The sequence below is a fragment of the Pseudonocardia kongjuensis genome (genome assembly GCF_039526905.1).
GTDB lineage: Bacteria > Actinomycetota > Actinomycetes > Mycobacteriales > Pseudonocardiaceae > Pseudonocardia > Pseudonocardia kongjuensis.
Window position 1 is genome coordinate 198,462 of sequence record NZ_BAAAJK010000006.1, and the last position, 16,913, is coordinate 215,374.

The following is a 16,913-nucleotide window of genomic DNA, read 5'->3' on the forward strand; positions in this document are numbered from 1 at the left end:
TCGCCCGGCGGATCCGCCGGTGACGCGGGTTCAGCGGTCGCAGCCCGGCAGCCCGGGCCGCTCCCCCAGCCCGAACGGGTCCAGCGGGCGCGGGTCCGGGGTGGGCGTCCAGCGGCCGTCGACGACGGCGTAGGTCCATCGCGGGCCGCGCCGGGCCAGCCGGCCGAGGGCGTCCACCAGCCGGTCGACGTCGGACCCGGTGCTGCGCAGGCCGAGCGAGACGCGGACCGCGTCGTCGCCGTCGTTGCAGCGGGCGAGCAGCGGGTGCGCGCAGAACCGGCCGTCCCGCACGCCGATGCCGTGCTCCGCGGACAGCGCGGCCGCGACCAGCCCGGCCGGGAGATCGCCGAGGGTGAACGAGACGGTCGCGGTCCGGTCCGGTGCGTCGTCGAAGATCGACAGCGTGCGCAGGCCGGGCACCGAGGCGAGCCCGGCGTGCAACCGCGCGGCGAGCGCCCGCTCGTGCGCGGGCAGCTCGTCGTCGATCACCGGCTCCAGCGCGCGGCAGGCCGCCGCCAGCGCGGCCGCACCGAGCACGTTCGGCGTGCCGCCCTCGTGCCGCTGCGGCGCGGGCAGCCAGGCCACCTCGGTGCGGTCCCCGGCGACCGCCACCGACCGCACGGCACCGCCACCGGCGAGGTGCGGCTCGGCGGCGTCCAGCCAGTCCCGGCGCCCGACCAGCACTCCGGCCCCGAACGGCGCGTAGATCTTGTGCCCGGACAGCGCGAGGTAGTCGGCGCCCCAGCCGGCCAGGTCGAGCCTGCGGTGCGGGGCGAGCTGGGCGGCGTCCACGCAGACCCGGGCACCGGCGGCGTGCGCGATCGCCACGACGTCGGCGATCGGCAGCAGCTCACCGGTCACGTTCGACGCCCCGGTGACGGCGACCAGCGCGGCGTCCGGGCGGGCGGTGAGCTCGGCGCGCAGCGCGTCCAGCGTGTCGACGATCGTGCGTCCGGCCCGGACGACCCGGTGCTCGCCGTGCCGCCAGGCCAGCAGCGTCGCATGGTGCTCCAGGTCCAGCGTCACCACCGGCCCCGGCACCGCGCGGGCGAGCAGGCCGAGCGCGTCGGTGGTGTTGCGGGTGAACACCACGGCGTCGCCGGGCCGGGCGCGGACGAAGCGGGCGACGTCGGCGCGCGCGTTCTCCAGCAACGACGTGCAGACCCGCGAGGTGTAGCCGGCGCCCCGGTGCACGCTGCCGTGGTAGGGCAGCACCTGCGCGACGTGCGCGGTGACCGCGGCCAGCGCGGGCGTCGAGGCGGCCGAGTCGAGATCGCAGTACCGGACCGGCCCGCCGTCGACCAGTGGCACGGTGAGATCGGCGCCGGTGACCGCGGGGAGCGCGGCGGCGGGGCGGGTGGTGTCGTGAAGCAGGGCAGCGGTCATGTCCGTCCTCCGGATCACAAGGATCCGGGGCAGCCGTGCTGCGGGTGCCGGATCCGCGCTTGCCGGCGCGGGTGTCGCGACGGCCCGGTCATCACCCGGGGCACCCCACCGCGGAGGAGGGTTGCCGGCCAGCAAGCCGGGGCTTCGCGCTGGCACTCGTGACCTTTCGGTGCAGGAGGCTAGCACCGGCCGCCGGATCGGCGGCACGGTGGCCGCCCGGAGAGGCACAGGTCACAGAACGTCTCATAACGCGACACCGTGCCGCGGCACCCGCCGATACCGTGATCCACCGGAGGTGGGGTCGACGATGACCGACACGCACGACGACGGCGCACCCGGTGACGGTGCCCCCGCGGCACCGACCACGGTGCGGCGGATCGACGTCCCGGAGTCCGGCGAGCTGGCACAGCTCGCGGCGGTCTTCGAGGACCTGCAGTACGTGCTGCGCTGCTGCGAGCACCTGGTGACCGCGCTCGGCGGGCCGGAGTCCGGCCCGGTCCGGGTGGACGCCGATCCGGCCCTGGTCGAGGCGCTGTGGACGGGGGCGGTGATCGGCTACGTCCGCTGCTTCTCCGGCCGCACCAAGACCCTCACCAAGGCCGACCTGGAGAAACTGGAGCTCGACGGCGACGTCGGCGACTTCCACGAGATGGTGGTCAAGCTGCGCGACCACTACGCGTCGCGGCACGTGAACCCGCGCGAGTCGTACTCGATCGGGGTCGCCCAGTCGAACGACGGCACCCCGCGCGGCGTCGCGATCGTCTCCACCCCGCGGCCGCTGGTCGACGAGACCACGGTCCGCCTGCTCGGCCGGGTCGCCTACGGGCTGTCCGGGCTGGTCGACGCCCGGATGACGAAGTCGCAGAACGACGTGCTCGGCGTCGCCCACGACATGACGCCCGCCCAGCTCTCGGCGCTGCCGCTGGTCCATCTCGCCGGCGAGGCGGAGGCGGCCGGACCGGCCGACGGGGAGAGCCCCGCCACCGGGTGACGCCCGCGGTGCATGGATCGCCGCACACCGGTAACCCTCCTGTCGACGAGCACGATCGCCGACGAGGAGGCAGTCCCCAGATGACGACCCGCACGACCACCCCCGACGCCGTCCACACCGCGCTGGACGGCGTCACGTTCCCGGCCGGCAAGGACGAGCTCGCCGCCGGGGCGGAGCGCAACGGCGCCGACGCCGCGACCGTCGAGGCGATCCGGGCCGTCCCGGCCGCGGACTACGGCTCGGTCGCGGACGTCGTCGCCGCGGTCGACACCGCCGACGAGTCGCGGGAGGAGACCGAGCAGCTGCGGGCCCAGCGGCGCGCCCGGCACACCCACCCGGGCCTGTCCGAGGCGACCAAGGACGTCGACCCGGTCAACCCGATCGCCGAGGAGCTCGGCACCAACCGCAAGCGGTGAGGACGGAGCCGGGCCGGGCGACCGGCCCGGCCGTCCACGAGCTCAGTCGTCCACGAGTTCTGCGCGCATGCTCGACGCCGACGACACGACCAGCATCAGCAGCGTGCCCATCGGCGCCTCGGCCAGTCCGGACGCCGGGAACGCGTAGCGCAGCGTCACGTCCCAGCCGCGCTCGCCGCGCACCACCCGCGGGGTCCCGAACAGGCCCTCCCCCACGCCGAGACCGACCCGCGACGGCACGTCCGGATCGGCCAGGTCCCACGCCACCACGCAGGTGATGTTGAGGACCGGCAGGCCCTCCTCCAGCTCGGTGCCCTGCACGACGCACAGCACGCCGCCGTGCGCGAAGGTCAGCGCACCGTCGTCGTCGACGACGACGTCGTGGAACCGTTCGAGGGCCGCCCGGGCCGTCCCGAGCATCCCGGTGATCACCGCGTCGGTCACTGGCTCCGCACCCCGTCCGCCGTGCCGGCGTTGTCCTGCGCCCCGCCGAACCGCCGGTCCCGGCGGGCGTAGATCTCGATGGCCTGCCAGATGTGCCGGCGGTCGAAGTCCGGGAACAGCGTGTCCAGGAAGACCATCTCGGCGTACGCGCTCTGCCAGAGCAGGAAGTTCGACGTCCGCTGCTCCCCCGACGACCGCACGAACAGGTCGACGTCGGGCATGTCCGGCTCGTCCAGGTGCCGGGCCAGCATCCGTTCGTCGATCTTGTCCGGGTTGATCCGCCCCTCGGCGGCGAGCCGGGCGATCTGCCGGACCGAGTCGACGATCTCCGCCCGGCCGCCGTAGTTCACGCACATCGTGAGGTTCAGGACGTCGTTGTGCCGGGTCCGCTGCTCGGCGACCTCGAGTTCCTTGATCACCGACCGCCACAGCCGCGGCCGCCTGCCCGCCCAGCGGACGCGCACGCCCATCGCGTCCATCTCGTCCACCCGGCGGCGGATCACGTCCCGGTTGAAGCCCATCAGGAAGCGGACCTCGTCCGGGCTGCGCCGCCAGTTCTCGGTGGAGAACGCGTACGCCGACAGCCAGCCGACACCCATCTCGATGCAGCCGCGGGCGACGTCCATCAGCGACGCCTCGCCGCGCTTGTGGCCCTCCGTGCGGGGCAGGCCGCGGGCGTTCGCCCAGCGGCCGTTGCCGTCCATCACGAGGGCGACGTGGCGCGGCACCAGCGCCGCCGGGATCGCCGGGGGCCGCGCGCCGGACGGGTGCGGTGGGGGAGGCTGGAACGGCACGTCCTGCACCCTACGTCGGCCCCCGGGACGGCTCAGATCCGGAACTGCTCGTCCGGTTCCTCGCGCACCGGCCAGGCCGGCACCTCCGAGTCCTCCAGCCGCTCCACGGTCTCCCGCAGCTCCCGCATCCCGCGGTGGCCGCGGGCCCGGTCGACCTCGGACAGCGGCTCGCTGTCCTCCGGGCGGATCACCGGCAGCATCGGGATCGCCGGCCAGGCGCCGTCCTCGGTGCGGGCCCGGACCTGGCGCATCGCCCGCGTCGGGCCGTCCGGCGGCGACTCGGGCAGCAGCTCGGTCCGCAGCGGGATGAGCTGGGTGGGCGCGACCGGCAGCCGCTGGGTCGCAGCGGCGAGCCGGCGGGTGCGCTCGGTCGCGGCCGCGTCGTCCCGACCGTCCCGGCCGTCCCGGGTGTGGGGTGGTGGGGTCACGTGCGCCTCTCCGTCGGATCCGATCGGTCAGCTTCGATCACGGGAGCGTAACGAGCGGCGGAGCGGGGTTGCCCGGCGGAAGCCCGGATCACCCGGTGGAGTCGGCGGATGTGGCGCGATACGCGACCGGCGGTCCACCGTCGGCGGGCCGGGCACCGGCCGGACCGTTCGACGCCGCCGGGAGGCCTTCCGGCGGGCGCTGCGGCGCAACCGGATCCGGCCCAGGACGGGTCCGGGGCCTGCGGTCCACCAGCGGCAACGAACGGAGCTGCCGCTCCAGGTGCCACTGCAGGTGGGCCGCGACCAGGCCGCTGGCCTCGCGGCGGGTCGGGTCGGCCGAGGCGTCGGCGACCGTCCAGTCACCGTGCAGCAGCGCCTCCAGCAGCGTGACCGTCTCGGCGGCCGGGGTGACCGACCCGGGCGGCCGGCAGCGCGGGCAGACCATCCCGCCGCCGGCGACGGTGAACGCCCGGTGCGGGCCCGGTGTCGCACAGCGCGCGCAGTCCGACAGCGACGGCGCCCAGCCGGCGTGGCTCATCGCGCGCAGCAGGAACGCGTCCAGCACCAGCGCCGGTTCACGCAGGCCGTCGGCCAGCGCCCGGGTCGCGCCGAGCAGCAGCAGGTACACCCGCAGCGACGGCTCCCCCTCCTCGGAGACCAGCCGGTCGGCGGTCTCCAGGATCGCGCAGCCGCACGAGTACGCCGACCAGTCGGCGACGATCGCCGGGGCGAACGCGTCGACGGTCTGGGCCTGGGTGACGACGTCGAGCGTGCGGCCGGTGTAGCACTGCACGTCGACGTGGTTGAACGGCTCCAGCCGCGCCCCCCAGCGCGACCGGGTGCGGCGCACACCCTTGGCGACCACCCGGATCTTCCCGCGCTGCCGGGTGAGCATCGTGACGATCCGGTCGGCCTCGCCGAGCTTCTGCACACGCAACACGATCCCGGTGTCGCGGTACAGCTGGGCCATGCACCCAGCGTAGGCGCTGCCCCGCGGCCCGGCGCGCAGGCTCGGCTCAGAAGCCGAGCTTGCGCAGCTGCTTGGGGTCGCGCTGCCAGTTCTCCGCGATCTTCACGTGCAGGTCGAGATAGACCTTCGTGCCGAGCAGCCGCTCGATCTGCCGCCGGGCGTCCGAACCGACCTGCTTGAGCCGGGCACCGCCGCGGCCGATCACGATCCCCTTCTGGCTGGACCGCTCGACCCAGACGATCGCGTGGATCTCCAGCAGGTTCGTCTTCTCGATGGTCTCCTCGACCGTGACCGCGATCGAGTGCGGCAGCTCGTCCCGCACCCCCTCCAGGGCCGCCTCCCGGATGAGCTCGGCGACCAGGGTCTCCTCCGGCTCGTCGGTGAGGTCGCCGTCCGGGTAGAGCTGCGGGCCCTCCGGCAGCTGCGCGACCAGCAGATCGGCGAGCAGCGACACCTGGAACCCGGACTGCGCCGAGGTCGGGACGACCTCGGTGAAGTCCATCAGCCCGGAGACCTCGGCCAGCCGCTCCGCCACCTGCTCCGGCGGTGCCAGGTCGGTCTTGGTGACGACGGCGATCACCGGGGTGTGCGCGGCGACCTTGCGCAGCTCCTCGGCGATGAACCGGTCGCCGCGGCCGACCTTCTCGTTCGCCGGGACGCAGAACCCGACGACGTCGACCTCCGCCCAGGTCTCGCGCACCACGTCGTTCAGCCGGGAGCCGAGCAGGGTCCGCGGCCGGTGCAGACCGGGCGTGTCGACCAGGACGATCTGCGCGTCCTCGCGGTGCACGATGCCGCGGATCGCGTGCCGGGTGGTCTGCGGCCGGCTGGAGGTGATCGCGACCTTCCGGCCGACCAGCGCGTTGGTCAGCGTCGACTTGCCGGCGTTCGGCCTGCCGACGAAGCAGGCGAAGCCGGACCGGAAACCCTCCGGGGAGGTCGGGAGCGTCACGCGGCGGCACCCAGCCGGCCGAGGATCTCCCGGCCGATCGGCAGGGCCGCGGTCGCCGCCGGGGACGGCGCGTTGAGCACGTGCAGGATGGACCCGGCCGCGCCGGCGCCGTCCGGGCCGGGCTGGTCGAGGAACAGGAAGTCGTCGACCAGGGTGCCGTCGGCCTTCACCGCCTGCGCCCGGACGCCGGCGCCGGCCGGGTGCAGGTCCTCCGCGGTCACGTCGGGGAGCATCCGCTGGATCTGGCGGACCATCGCCCGGCGGGACAGCGACCGCTGCACCTCGCCGATGCCGTAGCGCCAGTGCTTGCGGGCGATCCGGATCATGCCGGGGTAGGTGAGGGTGCCGAGCAGCTCGGCGGGCCGGATCGTGCGCCAGTCGTAGCCCTCCCTGGCCATCGCCAGTACGGCGTTCGGCCCGGCGTGCACGTGGCCGTCGATGCCGCGGGTGGCGTGCACCCCGAGGAACGGGAACTCCGGATCGGGCACCGGGTAGATCAGGCCGCGGACCAGCGACGCGGCCCGCTCGGAGAACCCGGAGTACTCGCCGCGGAACGGGACGATGCGCACGCCCGGATCGGCGCCGGCCAGGGTGGCCAGCTCGTCGCAGCGCAGGCCGCCGCAGACCACGACCCGCTTGCCGAGCAGGTCGCCCTGCGAGGTCCGGACCACCACGTCGGACGGGCGCCGGGCGAACCCGGTGACGGCCCGGCCCAGGTGCACCTCGCCGCCCGCCTTCTCCACCAGCTCGCCCAGCTTCTCGGCGATCGCGCGGTAGTCGCAGATGCCGGTGGAGGGCACCCACAGCGCGGCGAGGCCGCGGACGTCCGGCTCGTAGGTCTTCATCCCGTGCTCGTCGAGCCGGTGGTTCTCCACCCCGTTCGCGTCGCCGCGGCGGGCCAGCTCGTCGAGCCGGGGCAGCTCCGCGGGCTCGGTCGCCACGACCAGCTTCCCGCACACCTGGTGCGGCAGGTCGTGCTCCCGGCAGAACGCGACCGTCTCCGCGCACCCGGCGACCGCGAGCCGGGCCTTGTAGCCGCCGGGCGCGTAGTACAGACCGGAGTGGATGACGTTCGAGTTGTTGCCGGTCTGGTGGTTCGCCAGCCGGGGCTCCCGCTCGACGACGGCGACCGACAGCCCGGCGGCGGTCGCGGCGAACGCGGTGGCCAGGCCGACGATGCCGCCGCCGACGACCACAAGGTCGTAGGACGGTGTCGGGGGCAGTCCGGCACCGGCCGGGATCGCCCCCGGGGCGCCGTTGCGGTCGCTTCCAGCCATCGGTTCCTCCTCCGGTCCCGCGGCGGGCGGGGCCGTTGTGCTGCTCGTCCGCACGGCCGGTCCGGGCCGTGCCGGGGTGCTACGCCCGGTCGGCGCGGACCGCGCCGCTGTGCTCCGCCGGGTCGCCCGCGGCCGGATCGGGCCCGTCGTCGGCCCGCGCGGGGGTGGTCTCGTCGTCGTCTGCCACCGGTTCGAGCGGGCTGACCAGCACCGATGTGATCCGGATCCGGCCGCGGGCGTCCTTGCCGCCCTCGCCCTCCAGGCGGAGCAGGCCCTCCACCTCGGCGACCGCGCCGGGCAGCGGCACCTTGCCCAGGCGCTGGGCGAGCAGGCCGCCGACGGTGTCGACGTCGGCCGTCTCCAGCGCCCGGCGCAGCTCCTCCTCCCGCGGGGTGCCGCGGAAGCGCCCGGCGAACAGCTCCTCCAGGTCCTCGACCGGCAGCCGGGAGGCCACCCGGAACGCGCCGTCGTCGACCTCGGCGACCTCCGGGATCTCCTCGGTGTCGTACTCGTCGGTGATCTCCCCGACGATCTCCTCGAGGATGTCCTCGATCGTCACCACACCGGCCGTGCCGCCGTACTCGTCGACCACGACGGCCATGTGGTTGCGGGTGCGCTGCATCTCGCGCATCAGCTCGTCGCTGCGCTTGGAGTCGGGCACGAACGCGGCCGGCCGGAGGATCTCGGGCAGCGACTTCTGCGGAGCGCCGCGGAACTGCGCGTCGTCCCGGGCCCGGACCAGGTCCTTGAGGTACGCGACGCCGATCACGTCGTCGATGCCCTCACCGAGCACCGGGATCCGCGAGTAGCCGCTCTTGAGGGCCAGCCGGAGCACCTTGTCGACCGGGGTGTCGCGCTCGGCCCAGACCACGTCCGGCCGCGGCACCATGATCTCCCGGACCGGGGTCTCCCCCAGCTCGAACACCGAGTGGATCATCTTGCGCTCGCCCTCGTCGACCACGCCCCGGTTGCTGGCCATGTCGACCAGCTCGCGCAGCTCGACCTCGGTGGAGAACGGCCCGTCCCGGAAGCCGGGGCCGGGGGTGATCGCGTTGCCGAGCAGGATCAGCAGCTTCGCCAGCGGGGACAGCACCGTGCCGAGCGCCCGGATCGGCGCCGCGAGCAGCAGCCCGATCCGGTACGGATGCTGGCGGCCGAGCGTGCGCGGGCCCACCCCGACCAGCACGTAGCTCGCGATCACCATGATCACCCCGGTCAGCAGGAGGCCGATCCACGGCGCGGAGAACAGCGGCGCGAGCGCGACCGCGAGCAGGATGACGGCGACGGTCTCGCAGGTCACCCGCAACAGCATCAGCAGGTTGACGTGCCGCGGCCGGTCCGCGACGACCGCCGACAGCGCGTTGCCGCCGGCCCGGCCGCTGCGCACGACCGCCTCGACCCGGGCCCGCGAGATCGACATCAGGGCCGAGTCGGCGGCCGCGAACACCCCGGCCAGCAGAACGAGAAGAAGTGTGGCGACGATCAGCCAGACGGTGGTCACTGGTCCTCCGGAGCCGCGTGATCAGGGTCGGACGGTACGGTCACCGGCCCGTTTCCTCCTCGAAACCGGCGGCGCCGAGCAGCCGGTCGTCGCTGCGGCGCTGGGCCTCCCGGGCCCGCAGCTGGGCCCGGTCGTCACGCCAGCGGACCAGCAGCCGGTTCTGCAGCGCGAACATCTCGCGCTCGTCCTCCGGTTCGAGATGGTCGTAGCCGAGCAGGTGCAGGATGCCGTGCACGGTCAGCAGGTGCAGCTCGTCGGCCAGGGTGTGGCCCGCCTTGCGGGCCTGGTCCCTGGCGAACGCCGGGCACAGCACGACGTCGCCGAGCAGGGCGGGGCCGAGATCCGGCGCATCGGGGCGCCGGCCGTCCTCGGCGAGCGAGTCCATCGGGAAGGCCATCACGTCGGTGGGGCCGGGCTCCTCCATCCAGCGGACGTGGAGCTCCTCCATCGTGTCCAGGCCGACCGCGGTGACCGCCAGCTCGGCGGCCGGGTTCACCTTCATCGCGTCCAACGCGTACCGGGCGACCGACACGATCTGTGCCTCGTCGATCGCGATCCCGGACTCGTTGACGACCTCGATGCTCACCCGTGTCGCCCCGTCCCCACCCGTCTCGTCCGTCTGGTTCCCGGCCAGCGTAGACGGGTGGTCCGACACTATCGGCGGCGCCCGCCGTGCCGGGTCGGCGGACCGTTGCGCGGCGCCCCGTTCCCGGCGTTCACCGCCGCGCGGCGCTCGGACACCGCGTCGAACCGGGCGTAGGCGTCGACGATGTCGGACACCAGCCGGTGCCGGACGACGTCGGCGCTGTCGAGGTAGGAGAAGTGCACGTCCTCGATACCCTCCAGGATGTCCTGCACCACGGCGAGCCCGGAGCGGGCGTTGCCGGGCAGGTCGACCTGGGTGATGTCACCGGTCACCACGATCTTCGAGCCGAAGCCGAGCCGGGTGAGGAACATCTTCATCTGCTCGGGCGTGGTGTTCTGCGCCTCGTCCAGGATGATGAACGCGTCGTTGAGCGTGCGCCCCCGCATGTACGCCAGCGGCGCGACCTCGATCGTCCCGGCGGCCATCAGCTTGGGGATCGACTCCGGGTCGATCATGTCGTGCAGCGCGTCGTAGAGCGGCCGCAGGTACGGGTCGATCTTCTCGAACAGGGTGCCCGGCAGGTAGCCGAGCCGCTCCCCCGCCTCGACCGCCGGCCGGGTCAGGATGATCCGGTTGACCTGCTTGGCCTGCAGCGCCTGCACGGCCTTCGCCATCGCCAGGTAGGTCTTGCCGGTACCGGCCGGGCCGATCCCGAACACGACGGTGTGCGCGTCGATCGCGTCGACGTAGCGCTTCTGGTTCAGCGTCTTCGGGCGGATCGTCTTGCCGCGCCGGGACAGGATGTCCAGGCTCAGCACCTCCGCCGGGGACTCGCCCAGCCGGCCGCCCTCGGCGGCGTCGGCGTCGGCGAGCATCGCCACGGTGCGCCGCACCGTGTCCGCCCCCACCAGCTGGCCACGCCCGGCGAGGGTGATCAGCTCGGTGAAGACCCGCTCGGCGAACGCGACGTCGCCGGGATCGCCGGAGAGGGTCAGCTCGTTGCCGCGGACGTGGACGTCGGCGGCCAGCTCGTCCTCCGCGGTACGGAGGCTCTCGTCGCGCGAGCCGAGCAGCGAGAGCAGCGCGGTGTCCGGTACGGAGATCTTCGACCGGACGGTCCCGCCCGGTGCCGCGTCGGACCGCAGGTCGGTCCGGGGGATGGAGCCGGGGTCGGTGCCGGTCAAGGGTGTGATCGCCTGCCTCTGTCTCGCGCGGTCGGTTGCCGGAATGGTACCCGCGCAACGCCGCCCGGCACCCGCCCATTCCGGCTCACCCGTCGACGAGCCCCTCCAGTGCACCCAGCGCCGCGGCCCAGCCCGGATGCGCGGGATCGATGAGCTGCACGTGGTCGGCGCCCTCGACCCGGACCAGCTCCGCGGAGTCGCCCGCCGCGGTCGCCTCGGCGACGAACGCCTCGCTCTGCGCGATCGGGACGGTCTCGTCGGCGGTGCCGTGCACGCACACCGACGGCACCCCCAGCGGCACCCTGCGGATGGGGCTCGCGATCGCGTACCGCTCCGGCGCCGAGCGTGGGGTGCCGCCGACCAGCGCGTCCACCGCGCTGTCGCCCAGGGAGGCGGCCGCGGCCAGGTCGAGCACACCGGCCAGCGGGACGACGCCGGCCATCCGCACCACCGGATCGGCACCCGGGTCACCGGGCTGCTGGCCCGGCCGGGCGGCCAGCCAGGCCGCCAGGTGCCCGCCCGCGGAATGCCCGAGCGCGTAGACCTTGCGGAGGTCGAACCGGGTGCTGCGCAGGGTGGACAGGTGGTCGGCGGCCATCGCGACGTCGTCGAAGGTGGCCGTCCAGCCACCGCCCGCGTCGACCCGGCGGTACTCGACGTTCCAGGTGGCGAACCCGGCCGCGACCAGCGCGGCCGCCACCGGGCGCATCAGCCCGAGATCGCTGCCGGCCCGCCAGAACCCGCCGTGCACGACGACGACGATCGCCCGCGGCAGCGGCCGGTCCTCCGGCACCGTGAGCTCGCCGAACTGGTCGGGATGGCCGCCGTAGGCGATCCGCTGCGGCTCGGGCGGGGCGGCGGTCGCGGTGGCCTCCGGCTCGGCGGGGACGTCGTCCCCGCCGCCGCAGGCACCGATCAGCGGCGTCGCGGCGAGACCGCCCAGGAGCACCCCGAAGGTGCGGCGGTCGATCCGCGGGGAGTGGTGTGGATCACGCACGCGGCGGATCATCGCACGTGAACGGGACGACGACGAGCAGATCGACCGGAACGGGACCGTCCGAATGCAGGGCGCGGACCGGACGGCGGCCTCCCGTCTCGGCCCGCCGGCGGTGCATCTGCGCCCGTCCGGTGGACCGGGACGTGGCCCGTGCCGACCATCATCGGCCACCTGCTGCCGAACAGGGCCGCGCCGGCGCTCAGCCGCCCGGATCGGCGGCGTCCCAGCGCCCGGTCCGGACCGCGATCGCACCGAGTGCCACGCAGGCGGCGGTCGAGGCGCGCAGGACCTCGGGGCCCATCCGGACCGGGACCGCACCGGCCCCGGTCAGCGCGGCGAGCTCGTGCTCGTCCACCCCACCCTCCGGGCCGACCGCCAGCAGCACCTCACCGGACCGCGGCAGCTCGACGTCGGCCAGGCCGGCCCGGGCGGACTCGTGCAGCACCAGCGCGAGATCCGCCCCGGCGACCCGCTGCGCGAGCTGCCGGGTGCTGACCGGCTCGCCCACCTCGGGCTGCCAGGGCCGGCGGGCCTGCTTCGCGGCCTCGCGGACCGTGCTGCGCCAGCGTTCCAGGGCCTTCGCGCCGCGCGGGCCGTCGTCCCACCGGGCCACGCAGCGGGCCGCCTTCCAGGGCAGGAACCCGTCGGCGCCCGCCTCGGTCGCGGTCTCCACCGCCAGCTCACCACGGTCGCCCTTGACCAGTGCCTGCGCGACGACGACGCGGACCGCCGGCCGGGGAACGTGCACCACGTCGAGCAGGCGGACCGCCAGCGCGTCACGGCCGACCGGGGCGACCGCCTCGGCGTGCGCGACGGCGCCCCGGCCGTCGGAGAGCATCAGCGCCTCGCCGGGCCGGAGCCGCCGGACCGTCGCGGCGTGCCTGCCCTCCGGGCCGTCGAGGACCGTCTCGGCGCCGGCCGGGGCGTCGATGCCGTCGACCAGGAAGAGCGGCGCCGTCGTCACGACGGCGGTGGGAGGCGGCGCAGGATCTCGCGGAGCATCCCGGTGTGCTCGGCCAGCGTCGCGGTGTGCTCGGCCAGCGTCGCCGCGTGCTGCTCGTGCAGCCGGGTGTGCTCGGCCAGCGTCGCGGTGTGCTCCGCCAGCGTCGCCGCGTGCTGCTCGTGCAGCCGGGTGTGCTCGGCCAGCGTCGCGGTGTGCTCGGCCAGCGTCGCGGTGTGCTCGGCCAGCGTCGCGGTGTGCTCCGCCAGCGTCGCGGTGTGCTGTTCGTGCAGCCGCGTGTGCTCGGCCAGGGTGCCGGTGTGCCCGTCGACGATGTCGCGGACGTCCACGACGGTGTCGGCGACGGCACGGAGGGTCTCGTCCTGGGAGTCGACACGGCGGGTCAGCGCGGCGATCTCGGATCGGGTCACGCCGCCCACCATGACAGCCGGACCGGTCCCACCGCGGCGGTTCGCGAAGATCGGGAACCGGCAGCCGCGGACGTCGGCACGGACGCCCACGGCGGGGCGTCTCATCGCCCGCCCCAGGTGTCGCGCAGCCGGGAGAACAGGCCGTGCCCGTTGCGCGCGCCGCCGACCAGATCGGGCTGCTCCTCGCCGCGCAGCCGCGCCAGCTCGCGCAGCAGCTCGGTCTGCTCCTTGTCCAGCCTGGTCGGCACCGCCACCTCGATGTGCACGAGGAGATCGCCGTAGCCGTCCACCCGGCCGGTGGAGCGCAGCCGGGGCATGCCCTTGCCGCGCAGCGTCCGGACCGCGCCGTGCTGGGTCCCCGCCTCGATCCCGATCTCCTCCACGCTGCCGTCGAGCAGGGTCAGCGGCAGCGTCGTCCCGAGCGCGGCGGCGGTCATCGGGAGCGGCAGCGTGCAGTGCAGGTCCGAGCCGTCCCGGGTGAAGATCTCGTGCGGGGCCTCCTCGACCTCGACGTACAGGTCGCCGGCGGGCCCGCCGCCCGCGCCGACCTCGCCCTGGCCGGCCAGCCGCACCCGCATCCCCTCGGCGACGCCGGCCGGGATCTTCACCGCGACGATGCGCCGGGACCGGACCCGGCCGTCGCCGGCGCACTGCCGGCACGGCTCCGGGATGACCTCACCGAACCCGCGGCAGGTGGGGCAGGGGCGGGCGGTGACGACCTGGCCGAGGAACGACCGCTGCACGCTCTGGATCTCCCCGGAACCGCCGCAGGTGTCGCAGGCGGTCGGGTGGGTGCCCTCGGCGCAGCCGGATCCCTGGCACTGGGTGCACATCACCGCGGTGTCCACGGTGAGATCGCGCTGCACGCCCGCGGCGCACTCCTCCAGGGTCAGCTCCATCCGGATCAGCGCGTCCGCGCCGGGCTGCACCCGGCTGCGCGGGCCCCGGCCGCGGCCACCGGCCGCGGTGCCGCCGAAGAAGGCGTCCATGATGTCGCTGAACCCGCCGAAGCCGGCGAACGGATCGCCACCACCGGCACCGCCGCCACCGCCGCGCGGGTCCAGCGGGTCCCCGCCGAGGTCGACGATCCGCCGCTTCTCCGGATCGGTCAGCACCTCGTAGGCCGCGCTGACCTCACGGAAACGCTCCTGCGCCGCAGCGTCGGGATTGACGTCCGGGTGCAGTTCCCTGGCGAGTCTGCGGTACGCCCGCTTGATCTCCGCGGCGTCGGCGCCCTGCTCGACGCCCAGGATCCCGTAGTAGTCGCGTGCCACCTGGCTCTTTTCCTCTAGGTCCTTCGTTCACTGGCGGCGGGGAGGTCCGCCGATTACCGCCCGGTCAGGATCTCACCCACGTAGCGGGCGACCGCATGCACCGCCGAGATCGTGCCCGGGTAGTCCATCCGGGTCGGTCCGACGACGCCCATCCCGCCCAGCGGTGTCCCCGAGCCGTACCCGACGGTGACCACCGACGCGGTCCGCAGGTCCTCGGCCTCGTTCTCCTCGCCGATCCGGACCGTGACCAGCCCGGACTCCTGGGAGGCCGCGAGCAGCCGCATCACGACGACCTGCTCCTCCAGCGCCTCCAGCACCTGGCGCAGCGAGCCGGGGAAGTCACCGTGGCTGCGGGTGAGGTTGGCCGTGCCACCGAGCACCATCCGCTCCTCCGGGTGCTCGACGAGCGTCTCGATCAGCACCGTCGCGACCTGGGTCAGCGACATCCGCAGGTCGTCCGGGCCGGTCTCGGGGAGCTCGGCGACCGCGGCGGACGCCTCGGAGAGCTTCCGCCCGTTCAGCGCGTTGCCGAGCATCTCCCGCAGCCGGGACACGTCGGCGTCGTCGAGGACGTCACCGAGATCGACCACCCGCTGGTCGACCCGGCCGGAGTCGGTGATCAGCACCAGCATCAGCCGGGCCGGGGTCAGCTGGACCACCTCGAGATGGCGGACGGTGGAGCGGGTCAGCGTCGGGTACTGCACGACGGCGACCTGCCGGGTCAGCTGGGCGAGCAGCCGGACGCTGCGACGGAGCACGTCGTCGAGATCGACCGCCCCCTCCAGGAACGACTGCACGGCCCGCCGCTCGGCCGCGGACAGCGGCTTGACCTGCGAGATCCGGTCGACGAACTGCCGATAGCCCTTGTCGGTCGGGATCCGCCCGGCACTGGTGTGCGGCTGGGCGATCAGCCCCTCCTCCTCGAGGACGGCCATGTCGTTGCGCACGGTCGCGCTGGACACCCCGAGGTTGTGCCGGTCGACGAGCGCCTTCGATCCCACGGGCTCGTGGGTGGAGACGTAGTCGGCGACGATGGCCCGCAGTACCGCGAACCGCCGCTCGTCGGCATTCATGTCCCGCGCACCTCCCCGGGCGGTGGGTCCCCTTCGGCTGTCCCGTCCATTCTATGCGCCGACGGGCGGTGCGGGCCGGGCCGTCGCCGCGGCGTGACCGGCGTCCCGCTCCGGGGCCAGCAGCAGATCGGTCACCACCCGGTCGGCCAGCAGCCGGCCCCGATCGGTCAGCACCGCCCGGCCCGCCGCGTGCGCGAGGGGTTCCAGCAGGCCATCGCCCGCCGCCCGGGCGGCGGCGGCCCGGCCCGCCGGATCGAGCAGGTCCAGGGCCATCCCCTCGGCCAGCCGCAGCCGCAGCATGACCCGCTCGGTGTAGCGCTCGGCGGCGGTGAGGTGCTCCCGGCCGCCCTCGGGCGACTCACCCGCGGCGAGCCGGGCGGCCCAGCGCGCCGGGTGCTTGACGTTCCACCAGCGCACCCCGGCCAGGTGCGAGTGCGCGCCGGGCCCGACGCCCCACCAGTCGCCGTCGCGCCAGTAGCCGAGGTTGTGCCGGCAGGCGGCCCCCGGCAGCGACCAGTTCGACACCTCGTACCAGTCCAGGCCGGCCGCCCGCAGTCGCGCGTCGAGCAGCTCGTAGCGGGTGGCCGCGACGTCGTCGTCCGGTGCGGGCAGCTCACCGCGGCGGACCCGGCGGTGCAGCGCGGTCCCGTCCTCCACGATCAGCGCGTAGGCCGAGACGTGGTCGGCGCCCGCCTCCAGGACGGCGTCGGCGGAGCGCCGGAGGTCGTCGTCGGTCTCGCCGGGGGTGGCGTAGATCAGGTCCAGGTTGACGTGGCCGAACCCGGCCGCCCTGGCCTCCCGGGCGGCGGCGACGGCGCGGCCGGGGGTGTGCGTGCGGTCGAGCACGGCGAGCACGTGCCGGGCGGCGGACTGCATGCCGAGCGAGACCCGGGTGTAGCCGCCGTCGCGGATGCCGGCGAAGAACCCGGGCGAGGTCGACTCCGGGTTGGACTCGGTGGTGACCTCCCAGCCCGGTGCGGTCCGGAACTCCGACCGGACGGCGTCGAGCACCGCGGACAGCCGCCCGGCGCCGATCAGTGACGGCGTGCCACCGCCGACGAACACGGTCTCGACGGTCCGGTCGCCGACCGTGCGCGCGGCCAGCGCGATCTCCCGGCGGGCGGCGTCGAGCCAGCCGTCCGGCGAGGACGCGTCACCGGCCAGCTCGGAGGCGGTGTAGGTGTTGAAGTCGCAGTAGCCGCAGCGGGTCGCGCAGAACGGCACGTGGACGTAGATCCCGAAGGGGGGTGGCACGCCTTCCGAGTGTGC

18 protein-coding genes and 1 riboswitch are annotated in these 16,913 nt (G+C 74.5%); of the genes, 2 read left to right on the top strand and 16 right to left on the bottom strand.

What is annotated here, in order from left to right; all coding sequences use genetic code 11:
- Positions 1-30: 30 nt before the first annotated feature.
- Positions 31-1,386 carry an aminotransferase class V-fold PLP-dependent enzyme gene (locus ABD160_RS08510; protein ID WP_344020174.1) on the bottom strand — a complete coding sequence of 452 codons (1,356 nt, stop codon included), beginning with the start codon at positions 1,384-1,386 and terminating at the stop codon, positions 31-33.
- Between the two features lie 50 nt (positions 1,387-1,436).
- Positions 1,437-1,550: riboswitch (SAM riboswitch) on the bottom strand.
- A 143-nt stretch (positions 1,551-1,693) separates the two neighbouring features.
- Between ABD160_RS08510 and ABD160_RS08515 the strand changes: the two genes are divergently transcribed.
- Both ABD160_RS08515 and ABD160_RS08520 read left to right on the top strand, forming a co-directional pair.
- On the top strand, positions 1,694-2,377 hold the full coding sequence (locus ABD160_RS08515) for a hypothetical protein (protein ID WP_344020176.1): 684 nt from the start codon (positions 1,694-1,696) through the stop codon (positions 2,375-2,377).
- 80 nt (positions 2,378-2,457) lie between these two features.
- Positions 2,458-2,793: a DUF2795 domain-containing protein gene (locus tag ABD160_RS08520; RefSeq protein WP_344020177.1), complete on the top strand. Its 336-nt coding sequence runs from the start codon at positions 2,458-2,460 to the stop codon at positions 2,791-2,793.
- A gap of 42 nt (positions 2,794-2,835) precedes the next feature.
- Here the strand turns inward: ABD160_RS08520 and ABD160_RS08525 are convergent, their stop codons facing one another.
- The 15 genes from ABD160_RS08525 to hemW form a co-directional block, all read right to left on the bottom strand.
- Positions 2,836-3,237, bottom strand: coding sequence for a hypothetical protein (locus tag ABD160_RS08525; RefSeq protein ID WP_344020179.1), 402 nt, complete (start codon positions 3,235-3,237; stop codon positions 2,836-2,838).
- Positions 3,234-4,031 carry an isoprenyl transferase gene (locus ABD160_RS08530; protein WP_344020181.1) on the bottom strand — a complete coding sequence of 266 codons (798 nt, stop codon included), beginning with the start codon at positions 4,029-4,031 and terminating at the stop codon, positions 3,234-3,236. The genes ABD160_RS08525 and ABD160_RS08530 overlap by 4 nt, the downstream gene beginning before the upstream one ends.
- Positions 4,032-4,063: 32 nt before the next feature.
- Positions 4,064-4,459 (bottom strand): hypothetical protein, encoded by a 396-nt coding sequence (locus tag ABD160_RS08535; RefSeq protein ID WP_344020183.1) that lies wholly within the window; start codon positions 4,457-4,459, stop codon positions 4,064-4,066.
- An 88-nt stretch (positions 4,460-4,547) separates the two neighbouring features.
- On the bottom strand, positions 4,548-5,429 hold the full coding sequence (gene recO / locus ABD160_RS08540) for a DNA repair protein RecO (RefSeq protein ID WP_344020184.1): 882 nt from the start codon (positions 5,427-5,429) through the stop codon (positions 4,548-4,550).
- A 46-nt stretch (positions 5,430-5,475) separates the two neighbouring features.
- A complete protein-coding gene (gene era / locus ABD160_RS08545) occupies positions 5,476-6,381 on the bottom strand; it encodes a GTPase Era (RefSeq protein WP_344020186.1) in 906 nt (301 codons plus the stop codon).
- Positions 6,378-7,658: an L-2-hydroxyglutarate oxidase gene (gene lhgO, locus ABD160_RS08550; protein ID WP_344020188.1), complete on the bottom strand. Its 1,281-nt coding sequence runs from the start codon at positions 7,656-7,658 to the stop codon at positions 6,378-6,380. The genes era and lhgO overlap by 4 nt, the downstream gene beginning before the upstream one ends.
- A gap of 79 nt (positions 7,659-7,737) precedes the next feature.
- Entirely contained in the window at positions 7,738-9,159 is a 1,422-nt protein-coding gene (locus ABD160_RS08555) for a hemolysin family protein (RefSeq protein WP_344020190.1), read from the bottom strand.
- 40 nt (positions 9,160-9,199) lie between these two features.
- The gene (gene ybeY, locus ABD160_RS08560) at positions 9,200-9,745 is read right to left on the bottom strand and encodes an rRNA maturation RNase YbeY (protein WP_344020192.1); all 546 of its coding nucleotides are present in this window, start codon (positions 9,743-9,745) and stop codon (positions 9,200-9,202) included.
- A gap of 68 nt (positions 9,746-9,813) precedes the next feature.
- Positions 9,814-10,890, bottom strand: a complete 1,077-nt coding sequence (locus ABD160_RS08565) for a PhoH family protein (protein ID WP_344020898.1) — start codon at positions 10,888-10,890, stop codon at positions 9,814-9,816.
- Between the two features lie 124 nt (positions 10,891-11,014).
- Positions 11,015-11,926: an alpha/beta hydrolase gene (locus ABD160_RS08570; RefSeq protein ID WP_344020194.1), complete on the bottom strand. Its 912-nt coding sequence runs from the start codon at positions 11,924-11,926 to the stop codon at positions 11,015-11,017.
- 199 nt (positions 11,927-12,125) lie between these two features.
- Positions 12,126-12,890 carry a 16S rRNA (uracil(1498)-N(3))-methyltransferase gene (locus tag ABD160_RS08575; protein WP_344020196.1) on the bottom strand — a complete coding sequence of 255 codons (765 nt, stop codon included), beginning with the start codon at positions 12,888-12,890 and terminating at the stop codon, positions 12,126-12,128.
- The gene (locus tag ABD160_RS08580; RefSeq protein WP_344020198.1) at positions 12,887-13,297 is read right to left on the bottom strand and encodes a hypothetical protein; all 411 of its coding nucleotides are present in this window, start codon (positions 13,295-13,297) and stop codon (positions 12,887-12,889) included. Before ABD160_RS08580 ends, ABD160_RS08575 begins: the two co-directional genes overlap by 4 nt.
- 101 nt (positions 13,298-13,398) lie before the next feature.
- Positions 13,399-14,571, bottom strand: coding sequence for a molecular chaperone DnaJ (dnaJ, locus tag ABD160_RS08585; RefSeq protein ID WP_344020200.1), 1,173 nt, complete (start codon positions 14,569-14,571; stop codon positions 13,399-13,401).
- Between the two features lie 53 nt (positions 14,572-14,624).
- Complete coding sequence (gene hrcA, locus ABD160_RS08590; protein WP_344020202.1) at positions 14,625-15,644, bottom strand: heat-inducible transcriptional repressor HrcA; 1,020 nt, start codon at positions 15,642-15,644, stop codon at positions 14,625-14,627.
- 51 nt (positions 15,645-15,695) lie between these two features.
- Positions 15,696-16,898 (bottom strand): radical SAM family heme chaperone HemW, encoded by a 1,203-nt coding sequence (hemW, locus tag ABD160_RS08595; RefSeq protein WP_425563592.1) that lies wholly within the window; start codon positions 16,896-16,898, stop codon positions 15,696-15,698.
- Positions 16,899-16,913: the final 15 nt, after the last annotated feature.

Bases quoted from the DNA above. Each gene is read 5' to 3' on its own strand.
- ABD160_RS08510 (WP_344020174.1), bottom strand. From the start codon at position 1,386: ATGACCGCTGCCCTGCTTCACGACACCACCCGCCCCGCCGCCGCGCTC.
- ABD160_RS08515 (WP_344020176.1), top strand. From the start codon at position 1,694: ATGACCGACACGCACGACGACGGCGCACCCGGTGACGGTGCCCCCGCG.
- ABD160_RS08520 (WP_344020177.1), top strand. From the start codon at position 2,458: ATGACGACCCGCACGACCACCCCCGACGCCGTCCACACCGCGCTGGAC.
- recO (WP_344020184.1), bottom strand. From the start codon at position 5,429: ATGGCCCAGCTGTACCGCGACACCGGGATCGTGTTGCGTGTGCAGAAG.
- lhgO (WP_344020188.1), bottom strand. From the start codon at position 7,658: ATGGCTGGAAGCGACCGCAACGGCGCCCCGGGGGCGATCCCGGCCGGT.
- hrcA (WP_344020202.1), bottom strand. From the start codon at position 15,644: ATGAATGCCGACGAGCGGCGGTTCGCGGTACTGCGGGCCATCGTCGCC.